Source organism: Paraburkholderia sediminicola, assembly GCF_046027825.1.
Lineage (GTDB): Bacteria > Pseudomonadota > Gammaproteobacteria > Burkholderiales > Burkholderiaceae > Paraburkholderia > Paraburkholderia sediminicola_D.
Genome location: NZ_JAQQDU010000162.1, coordinates 1 through 10,238 on the forward strand (window position 1 = coordinate 1; position 10,238 = coordinate 10,238).

The 10,238-nt window shown below is 61.2% G+C and carries 10 protein-coding genes; all 10 read left to right on the forward strand.

Annotated features, from left to right (window positions below; genetic code table 11):
* Positions 1 to 244 precede the first annotated feature (244 nt).
* The 10 genes from PQQ96_RS40455 to PQQ96_RS40500 all read left to right on the forward strand — a co-directional run bounded on the left by PQQ96_RS40455 (position 245) and on the right by PQQ96_RS40500 (position 10,195).
* The gene (locus tag PQQ96_RS40455) at positions 245 to 1,735 is read left to right on the forward strand and encodes a 2-hydroxymuconic semialdehyde dehydrogenase (RefSeq protein WP_408302784.1); all 1,491 of its coding nucleotides are present in this window, start codon (positions 245 to 247) and stop codon (positions 1,733 to 1,735) included.
* Positions 1,732 to 2,553 carry a 2-keto-4-pentenoate hydratase gene (locus tag PQQ96_RS40460; RefSeq protein WP_408302786.1) on the forward strand — a complete coding sequence of 274 codons (822 nt, stop codon included), beginning with the start codon at positions 1,732 to 1,734 and terminating at the stop codon, positions 2,551 to 2,553. Before PQQ96_RS40455 ends, PQQ96_RS40460 begins: the two co-directional genes overlap by 4 nt.
* A gap of 11 nt (positions 2,554 to 2,564) precedes the next feature.
* Positions 2,565 to 3,518, forward strand: coding sequence for an acetaldehyde dehydrogenase (acetylating) (locus PQQ96_RS40465; RefSeq protein WP_408302788.1), 954 nt, complete (start codon positions 2,565 to 2,567; stop codon positions 3,516 to 3,518).
* Positions 3,519 to 3,531: 13 nt separating this feature from the next.
* Positions 3,532 to 4,575 carry a 4-hydroxy-2-oxovalerate aldolase gene (gene dmpG, locus PQQ96_RS40470; protein WP_408302790.1) on the forward strand — a complete coding sequence of 348 codons (1,044 nt, stop codon included), beginning with the start codon at positions 3,532 to 3,534 and terminating at the stop codon, positions 4,573 to 4,575.
* Positions 4,572 to 5,345, forward strand: a complete 774-nt coding sequence (locus PQQ96_RS40475; protein WP_408302792.1) for a 2-keto-4-pentenoate hydratase — start codon at positions 4,572 to 4,574, stop codon at positions 5,343 to 5,345. Before dmpG ends, PQQ96_RS40475 begins: the two co-directional genes overlap by 4 nt.
* Positions 5,342 to 5,773, forward strand: a complete 432-nt coding sequence (locus PQQ96_RS40480) for a RidA family protein (protein ID WP_408302794.1) — start codon at positions 5,342 to 5,344, stop codon at positions 5,771 to 5,773. Before PQQ96_RS40475 ends, PQQ96_RS40480 begins: the two co-directional genes overlap by 4 nt.
* 32 nt (positions 5,774 to 5,805) lie before the next feature.
* Positions 5,806 to 6,330 (forward strand): 3-hydroxyanthranilate 3,4-dioxygenase, encoded by a 525-nt coding sequence (locus tag PQQ96_RS40485; protein WP_408302801.1) that lies wholly within the window; start codon positions 5,806 to 5,808, stop codon positions 6,328 to 6,330.
* Between the two features lie 15 nt (positions 6,331 to 6,345).
* A complete protein-coding gene (locus tag PQQ96_RS40490) occupies positions 6,346 to 7,368 on the forward strand; it encodes an amidohydrolase family protein (RefSeq protein WP_408302795.1) in 1,023 nt (340 codons plus the stop codon).
* A gap of 55 nt (positions 7,369 to 7,423) precedes the next feature.
* On the forward strand, positions 7,424 to 8,653 hold the full coding sequence (gene kynU, locus PQQ96_RS40495) for a kynureninase (RefSeq protein WP_408302797.1): 1,230 nt from the start codon (positions 7,424 to 7,426) through the stop codon (positions 8,651 to 8,653).
* Between the two features lie 141 nt (positions 8,654 to 8,794).
* Positions 8,795 to 10,195 carry an amino acid permease gene (locus PQQ96_RS40500; protein ID WP_408302799.1) on the forward strand — a complete coding sequence of 467 codons (1,401 nt, stop codon included), beginning with the start codon at positions 8,795 to 8,797 and terminating at the stop codon, positions 10,193 to 10,195.
* Positions 10,196 to 10,238 lie beyond the last annotated feature (43 nt).

Here is a 10,238-nt window from a genome sequence, read left to right on the forward strand (position 1 = left end):
ATCCAATATCAATTCAAGGAAAGGCCAAAAAGCCAGATCAAGGAAAGGCCAACACCGTAGGCAAACAGAAACAAGCGCCGCGCAGGCAACCAGAATAACGAAACCCCACCTCCTCGCCACCGCCGGAGGCAAAAACCCCTCTCTGGTATTCCCCATTGGCATACCCACCACCCAATCTTTGATTATCGCCCCGCGATCCCCCCCTTTAGACTCCTGCAAACACCTCAATCGAGCAGGAGACGTTGTGACCCTCACCCCGGCCGCCGCGCAGCGCGCTCAACCATTACTTCGCCATTACATCAATGGCGAATTCATTGCGACCGCATCCACTTTCCCCAACATCAGCCCCGTCGACGGCCGCGAACTCGCGCAGGTCTGCGAAGCCGACGCCGCAACCGTCGACGCCGCTGTCCGCGCCGCAGCCGCGGCCCAACGCGCCGGCTGGCGCAACACCAAGCCGGCTGAACGGGCCGACTGGCTTCATAAAATCGCCGACGGCATAGAAGCCCGCTTCGACGATTTCGTCGCGGCAGAAGTGGCCGACACCGGCCGCCCAATCGAGCAAGCACGCAAGCTCGACATCGCCCGCGGTATCGCGAACTTCCGCACCTTCGCGGATCTCATCCGCACCGCGAACAGCGAGTTCTTCGAAACGCATGCGGCGGATGGCAGCGAACTGATCAACTACGTCACGCGCAAACCGCTCGGTGTCGTCGGCATCATCTCGCCGTGGAATCTGCCGCTGCTGCTGTTCACGTGGAAAGTCGCGCCGGCCCTCGCGATGGGCAACTGCGTCGTCGCCAAGCCGTCGGAAGAAACACCCAGCTCGGCCACGCTGCTCGCCGAAGTCATGCACGACATCGGCCTGCCACCCGGCGTGTTCAACCTGATCCACGGCCACGGGCCGAATGCGGCCGGCGAATTCCTCACGCGTCATCCGGACATCAGCGCGATCACGTTCACCGGTGAATCGCGGACCGGCAGCACGATCATGAAGAGCGTCGCGGACGGCGTGAAGGAAATCTCGTTCGAACTCGGCGGCAAGAACGCCGCCGTGGTGTTCGCCGATGCGGACTTCGACGCGGCCGTCGCCGGTGTGTTGAAGTCGAGTTTCACGAACGCCGGGCAGGTTTGTCTGTGCAGCGAACGCGTGTACGTCGAGCGGCCGATCTTCGAGCGCTTTGTTGCCGCGTTGAAGGAAAAAACCGAGGCGCTGCAAGTCGGCGCCCCCGACGACCCCGCCACCACGATGGGCCCGCTGATCTCTCGCGGTCATCGCGAGAAGGTGCTGTCGTATTTCCGGCTGGCCGTCGAAGAGGGCGCAACCGTCGTGACGGGCGGTAAGGTTCCGCAGTTCGGCGACGAGCGCGATCAGGGCGCGTTCGTGACGCCGACGATCTGGACCGGTTTGTCCGACGAGGCGCGCTGCGTCAAGGAAGAAATCTTCGGACCTGTCTGCCACATTGCGCCGTTCGATAGCGAAGACGAAGTGATCGGCCGCGTGAACGACAGCGCGTATGGACTCGCCGCGAGCATCTGGACAACGCAGCTCTCGCGCGGCCATCGCGTGGCGCGGCAGATCGAAACCGGCATCGTGTGGGTGAACGCCTGGTTCGTGCGCGATCTGCGCACACCGTTCGGCGGCACCAAGCTCTCGGGCATCGGTCGTGAAGGCGGGCGTCATTCGCTCGATTTCTATTCGGAACTGACCAACGTTTGCGTGAGGATCGCATGAGCAAAATCGACCTGAACGCCGCGCAGCAAATCGCTGATGCATTGTGGCAGGCGCAGCAGAATGGCGTGCCCGTCGCGCCGGTGCGCACAGCCATCGCGGAGTTCGGCGGCGATGCGCTCGAAGCCGCTTACGCGGTGCAGCGTCTGAACACCGAACGCAAGCTCGCAACCGGCGGCCGTCTCGTGGGTCGCAAGATCGGCCTTACGTCGAAAGCCGTGCAAGCGCAACTCGGCGTCGATCAACCGGATTTCGGCATGCTATTCGACGATATGTCGATTGCCGACGGCGAAGAGATCGCGATGCCGCGTACGCAGCAGCCCAAAGTGGAAGCGGAAATCGCGTTGGTGCTCGCGCACGATCTGCCGCACGAACGCCATACGATCGCCGACCTGATCGGCGCAACAGCTTACGCGTTGCCCGCCATCGAGATTGTCGGCAGCCGGATTGCCAATTGGGACATCCGGTTGACGGACACGGTGGCCGACAACGCGTCGAGCGGCTTGTTCGTGCTCGGCAATCGCCCGGTCAAACTCGATGCTTTCGACGTCATCAACTGTGGCATGGTCATGGAGCGGCGCGGCGATCAGGTGAGCGTCGGGGTCGGTGCGGCTTGCCTCGGCAATCCACTCTACGCCGCCGTATGGCTCGCCAACACGATGACACGTGTCGGCGCGCCGCTGAAGGCGGGCGACACCGTATTGACCGGCGCGCTCGGACCGATGGTCGGTGTCAATGCAGGCGACGTCTTCACCGCCCATATTGAGGGACTCGGCTCTGTGAGCGCGAGTTTTTCCCACCACCCTAAATCCGCATCGTGACGGGGAACGACATGCACGATAAGCATAACCAACAAGACAAGCAGGCCGTCGCCATCATCGGCTCCGGCAACATCGGCACCGATCTGATGATCAAGGTATTGCGCCACGCGAAGCACCTTGAAATGGGCGCGATGGTCGGTATCGATCCGGCTTCGGACGGTCTGGCACGCGCCGAACGGCTCGGTGTGCCGACTACGGCGCAGGGAATCGAGGGTCTCGTGAGTATGCCGAACTTCGGCGACATCCGGATCGCGTTCGATGCGACCTCGGCGGCCGCACATCACCATCATGCTGCCGTGCTGCATGAACACGGCGTCACCGTGATCGATCTGACGCCGGCCGCCATCGGACCGTTCGTGGTGCCGGTGGTAAATCTGTTCGCGCATCTCGACGCCCCTAACCTGAACATGGTCACGTGCGGTGGTCAGGCGACCATCCCCATCGTCCACGCCGTCTCCCGTGTGGCGCCGGTGCGATATGCCGAAATCGTTGCATCGATTGCCAGCCGTTCGGCGGGCCCGGGCACGCGCGCCAATATCGACGAGTTCACCGAGACCACTTCGAAAGCGATCGAAACCGTCGGCGGCGCGGCACGCGGCAAGGCGATCATTGTGCTCAATCCGGCCGAGCCGCCGCTGATGATGCGCGACACCGTCTACTGCCTGACCGAAGAAGACGCCGACACCGACCAAATCGAAAGCTCGATTCACGCGATGGTCGCAGCGGTGGCGAGCTACGTCCCCGGCTACCGTCTGAAGCAGGCGGTGCAGTTTGACCGTTATACGGCGAAGAACCCGCTCGCCTTACACGCGAACGAGCGCCGCGCGGGTCTGAAGGTGAGCGTGTTTCTTGAAGTGGAGGGCGCCGCCCACTATCTGCCTTCGTACGCAGGCAATCTCGACATCATGACGTCGGCGGCGTTAGCCGCGGCCGAACAGATCGCGGCCAGCCGCGTGACAGCGTGAAAGGAAAGACGCAATGACCGATAGCAAAAAGAAAATCTACGTGTCGGACGTGACACTGCGCGACGGCATGCACGCGATCCGCCATCAATACTCGTTGGACAATGCCGTTGCGATCGCGCGAGCGCTCGATGAAGCCGGTGTCGACAGTATCGAAGTCGCGCATGGCGATGGTCTCTCGGGTTCGAGCTTCAATTACGGCTTCGGCGCCCATACCGATCTTGAATGGATCGAAGCGGTAGCGGGCACGGTGAAGCGCGCGCAAGTGGCGACGCTGTTGCTGCCCGGAATCGGCACCGTCCACGATCTGCGGGCGGCGTACGACGCCGGCGCGCGCATCGTGCGGATCGCCACGCATTGCACCGAAGCGGATATCTCGAAGCAACACATCGAATACGCGCGCTCGCTCGGCATGGACACGGTCGGCTTCCTGATGATGTCGCATATGACCACGCCGGATGCGTTGGCAAAGCAGGCCAAGCTCATGGAAAGCTACGGCGCGCAATGCGTGTATGTGGTCGATTCCGGCGGCGCGTTGAATATGCGCGACGTCGCCGAGCGTTTCGATGCTTTCAAGGCCGTACTGGATCCCGCGACGCAAACGGGTATGCACGCGCATCACAATTTGTCGCTAGGTGTGGCGAATTCCGTGGTCGCGCTCGAACATGGTTGTGACCGCATCGATGCCTCGCTGACCGGCATGGGGGCGGGTGCAGGGAACGCACCACTCGAAGTGTTCATCGCTGCGGTAGACCGGATGAAGCTCAATCACGGCTGCGATGTGAAGAAACTGATCGACGCCGCAGAAGATATCGTGCGTCCGTTGCAGGAGCGGCCGGTGCGGGTAGATCGCGAAACGCTCGCGTTGGGTTATGCCGGCGTGTATTCGAGCTTCCTGCGTCATACGGAAGCGGCCGCTGCCAAATACGGCTTGTCGGCCTTCGACATCATGGTCGAACTCGGCAAGCGCCGCATGGTCGGTGGCCAGGAAGACATGATCGTCGACGTCGCGCTGGATATGCTGAAGGCGCGCGACCTTGCGCAAAAGGCGGCCGCATGATCGACCTCGACGCTATTGCGGAACGTATCGACGACGCCGCGCGCCACGCCGAACCGATCGCGCAACTCACCACGTCCACGCCGTTTTCACTGGATGACGCGTACGGGATTCAGCGCGCGTCGATCGAGCGGCGCATTCATCGTGGCGAAAGCATGGTCGGCGTGAAGCTCGGCTTTACGAGCCGCGCGAAGATGATCCAGATGGGCGTTGATAGTCTGATCTGGGGCTGGCTGACCGATGCGATGCTCGACGAAGACGGCGGCCGTGTTGCGCTCGATCGCTTCATTCATCCGCGTGTCGAACCGGAAGTCTGTTTTTTGACGAGCCGTGAGATCGACCGTCCGTTGACGATGCTGGAAGCGTCGCGCTATCTGGAAGCGGTGGCTCCGGCGATGGAGATTATTGACTCGCGCTACCGCGATTTCAAATTCACGCTTGAGGATGTGGTCGCCGATAACTGTTCCTCGGCGGGGCTGGTGATTGGCCCGTGGACCCGACGCTTCGACGGTCTGCGCAATGCGGGCGTGACGATGCGCATGGACGGCCGCATCGTGCAAGCCGGCTCGACCGCGGCGATTCTTGGCGATCCGTTGCGCTCGATCGTGCAGGCCTCGCGCCTGATCGCGCAAAGCGGCCTGATCTTGCCGGCTGGCTCGCTGATCATGGCGGGCGCCGCCACCGCCGCTCATCCGCTTCCCGTCGACGCGCACGTCCATTGCGTCGTCAACGGTCTCGGCAGCACCGAATTCACCACCTATCGACTCTCATGACTAACGAACCGACCATTCAAGGGCGCGTTGTGCCCGGCAAAGCCAAACCGCGTGGCCGTTTTCCGCATGTGACGCGGGCGGGCGACTTCCTGTTCGTCTCCGGCACCAGTTCGCGCCGCCCGGACAATACGATTGCGGGCGCTTCCGCCGATGAACTCGGCACCGTGCAACTCGACATTCGTGAGCAAACGCGCGTGGTGATCGAGAACATTCGCGATATTCTCCAGAGTGAAGGTGCGGATCTGTCGAACCTCGTCGAGATCTCATCGTTTCTCGTCAACATGAACGACTTCGGCGGCTATAACACCGTGTACGGCGAGTATTTCGACGAAACCGGTCCGACGCGCACCACGGTCGCGGTGCATCAATTGCCTCATCCGCATCTGTTGATCGAGATGAAGGCGATTGCGTACGCACCGAAAAAGTAAACACGCATAGAAAACTAATGACAGAGACAGCCATGCTCACGTACGGCAAACCGTTCAATTTCCAGCGCTGGATCGACGATCACGCGCATCTGCTGAAACCGCCCGTCGGCAACCAGCAGGTGTGGCAGGACAGCGATTTCATCGTCACCGTGGTGGGTGGCCCGAACCACCGTACCGATTACCACGACGATCCGCTCGAGGAATTCTTCTATCAGTTGCGCGGCAACGCGTATCTGTATCTGTGGATCGGCGGCAAGCGCGAGCGCGTCGATCTGAAGGAAGGGGACGTGTTTCTGCTGCCGCCGCACGTGCGCCATTCGCCGCAGCGACCGGAAGCGGGCAGCGTCTGCCTCGTGATCGAGCGGCAACGCCCACAAGGCATGGTTGACGGCTTTGAGTGGTATTGCGATGACTGCGGCCATCTTGTCTACCGCGTCGAGGTTCAACTGAAAAGCATCGTCAGCGATCTGCCGCCGCTTTTCAACGCCTTCTATGCCTCAGAAGAGAAACGCCGCTGTGCGCATTGCGGTCATGTCCACCCCGGCCGCGCTGTCTAAACAAACAGAATCACGATGACACTTCGAATCGACATGCATTCCCACTTCTTCCCGCCGATCGCGCGGGAAGAAGCCGCACGCCTTGATACGGAACATGCGCCTTGGCTCAGGATCGACGCGGACGGCGAACGCGGCATGATCATGACCGGCGAGAAAAGCTTTCGTCCGGTGTATCGCGCGCTGTGGGATCCGGCCGCGCGTATTGCTGAAATGGACGCGCTTGGCGTCGACATCCAACTGATGTGCGCCACGCCCGTGATGTTCGGCTATCGCTACGATGCCTCCGCCGCGCACAGCTGGGCCGCGCGGATGAACGACCACGCGCTCGAACTCTGTGCGCATGCGCCGCACCGGCTGATGGCGCTCGCGCAAGTGCCGCTGCAGGACATCGACCTTGCGTGCCGTGAGGCCACGCGCGCCCATCGCGAAGGACATCGCGGCGTGCAGATCGGCAATCACCTTGGCCCTCGCGATCTCGACGACGAACATCTCGTCACCTTCCTCACGCATTGCGCGAACGACGGCATTCCGGTGCTCGTCCATCCGTGGGACATGATGACTGACGGCCGTATGAAGAAATGGATGCTGCCATGGCTCGTCGCGATGCCGGCGGAAACGCAATTGAGCATGGTGTCGCTCATTCTGTCGGGGGCGTTCGAGCGGATTCCGAAATCGCTGAAGTTGTGCTTCGCGCATGGCGGCGGCAGCTTCGCCTTCCTGCTCGGCCGCGTGCAGAACGCGTGGGAGCAACGCGACATTGTGCGTGAGGATTGCCCTAATCCGCCGGTGTCGTATCTCGACCGCTTTTACGTGGATAGCGCGGTGTTCGACCAGGGTGCCCTGCGTCTTTTGGTCGAGACAATGGGCGAAGACCACGTCCTGCTCGGCTCCGACTATCCGTTCCCGCTCGGCGAGCAGAAGATCGGCGACCTGGTCGCGCATCACCCGCAACTGAGCGACACGGCCAAGGCGAAGATCCTTGGCGCCAACGCGCAGCGATTTTTCGATTTGCCTACGACAGTTGCCCACGCCGCCTAGGCAGCACGCGCTACAGACTTTGCAATTGCAATCAGAACAACAGGAAATTAGCCAGATGATTACCCGCGAACACTGCGCCGCGCTAGACGCCGCCGACACCTTGGCCCACTGCCGCACGCGCTTCGATCTGCCGGCCGACACGATTTACCTCGACGGCAACTCGCTGGGCGCGATGCCCGCGAATGTGCCCTCGCGCATCGAACGGGCTCTGAAGGACGAATGGGCGCACGGTTTGATCCGCTCGTGGAATGACGCCGACTGGTATCCGGCGCCGCAGCGCACCGGCAACAAGATCGCCAGGCTGATTGGCGCGGGACAGGACGAAGTGATTGTCGCCGATTCGACCTCGGTGAATCTGTTCAAGGTGCTGGTTGCGGCCACACGCATGCGCCCGGGCCGTAACGTGATTCTCGCCGAACGAACCAATTTTCCGACTGACGTATATATCGCTTCGAGCGTCGCTGAGATGACCGGTTGCGAATTGCGGTGCGTCGATCCGGACGACATCGTCGCGGCCATCGACGATACCGTGGCAATCGTGTCGCTCACGCACGTCAATTACAAAACCGGCAAACGCTACGACATGGAAGCGGTAACGCGTCAGGCGCATGAGGCCGGCGCGCTGATCGTGTGGGACCTGTGCCATTCGGCGGGTGCGATGCCGGTGAACCTGAACCGTTGCGACGCTGACTTCGCGGTGGGTTGCGGCTACAAGTATCTGAACGGCGGCCCGGGCGCCCCCGCTTTTGTGTTCGTCGCGTCGCGCCATATCGAAGCGGTGCGTCAACCGCTGACGGGTTGGCACGGCCACTCGAAGCCGTTCGAATTTACGCACGACTACGCGCCGCATCCGGGCATCGACCGCATGTTGACCGGCACTGCGCCGCAACTCGGCGTGATCGCACTGGAGAGTGCGCTCGAAGCATTCGACGGCGTCGATCTCGATGTACTGCGCGATAAGAGCGTGGCGCTCGGCAATCTGTTCATCGAACTGACCGATCAGGAACTGAGCGGCCTCGGTTGTACGCTCGCTTCACCGCGTGACGCCGCGCAACGCGGCAGCCAGGTATCGCTGGGTCATGCGGAAGGCTACGCGATCATGCAGGCGCTGATTGCGCGCAACGTGATCGGCGACTTCCGCGCGCCGGACATTCTGCGCTTCGGTTTTGCGCCGCTGTATGTGCGCTACGTGGATATCTGGGACACCATCGCCCAACTCAAGGACATCATCGCGACTGGCGCGTGGAATACCGAAGAATTCAAGGCACGCAAATCGGTGACATGAGCGGTGACCTCAGTGGTTGACATACGCACGTTGACGCAATGAGCAGACAAGCGCCGCGATTCGAGCACGACAAGTAATACGACAGCGCGGCACCGACGGTTGCGTCCCTGTACGCAACCGCATCCAGGAGGAGACACAAAGATGACGCAAGAGCAGCGAGGCTTCGACACGATTGTCGAACGCGAGAAGGGGTTGCACCGTGGATTATCGACGGGGCAGTTATCGATGATTGCGATTGGCGGCGCGATCGGCACCGGCCTGTTTCTCGGCAGCGGATTTGCCATCGGCTTTGCGGGTCCGAGCGTGCTGGTGAGCTATGCGATCGGCGCGCTGATTGCGCTGCTATTGATGGGTTGCCTGGCCGAGATGACCGTAGCGCATCCCACGTCGGGATCGTTCGGCGCTTATGCCGAGCACTACATTGCGCCGTGGGCGGGATTTCTGGTGCGCTATGCGTACTGGTCGTCGATTGTGTTTGCGGTTGGCACCGAGGTGACGGCGATTGCCGTGTATATGAAGTACTGGTTTCCCGCGGTGCCGGGGTGGTACTGGATCGTTGGTTTTTCGGCAGCGCTGATCGGCATTAACTCGGTGAGCGTGAAGGTATTCGGCGCGGTCGAGTATGTGTTTTCGATGCTGAAGATCGTGGCGATTGTCGGGTTCATCCTGCTGGGCGCTTATGTGGTGTTCGGCGCGCCGGCTGGCTCGGGGATTGGCTTCGCCAATTACACGTCACATGGTGGTTTCTTTCCGAAGGGCGTGTGGGGCATGTGGGTCGCGGTGATCGTGTCGATTTTCAGCTACTTGAGCATCGAGATGATTGCGGTGGCGGCGGGCGAGGCACGCGATCCGCAGAAGGCGATTACGCGGGCCTTTCGGGCGACGATGTTCCGGCTGGTGTTCTTTTATTTGCTAACGTTGGCGTTGATGCTGGCGATTGTGCCGTGGAACGCGGCGGGCACGGATGAGAGCCCATTTGTGCGGGTGATGGCGGCGACGCACGTGCCTGGGGCGGCGGGCGTGATTAATTTTGTGATTCTGGTGGCGGCGTTGTCGGCGATGAATAGCCAGCTCTACATCACGACGCGGATGATGTTTAGTCTTTCCCGTGCGGGGTATGCGCCGCGGCGGTTGGGGGCTTTGAACGCCAAGGGGGTTCCGGTTGCGGCGCTTTGGTTGTCGACGATTGGGATCGCGTTGGCGACTGTGCTGAATGTGGGTTATCCGGATGCTTCGTTTGTGTTGATGATGTCTGTGTCCATGTTTGGCGCCATGTTCACGTGGTTGATGATTTTTGTTACGCACTTCTTTTTTCGCCATAGGCATAAGGGTTTGCCGCTGGCGTTCAGGATGTGGGGGTATCCGGTTACTTCTCTGCTTGGCGCAGGGCTGATGGTGAGTGCTTTGGTCACTACGTGGTTTACTCGGGAGTTTCGGATGACGTTGGTGATTGGGGTGCCGTTTGTTGTTGTTTTGCTGGTGGTTTATTTTGTTTGGTATCGGGGGAGAGCCGGCGAGGCGGCTCATACCGAGTTGGCGTAATGGTTTTTTTGTCTTCGCGGAGCTTTGTTTGTATGCCTACGGG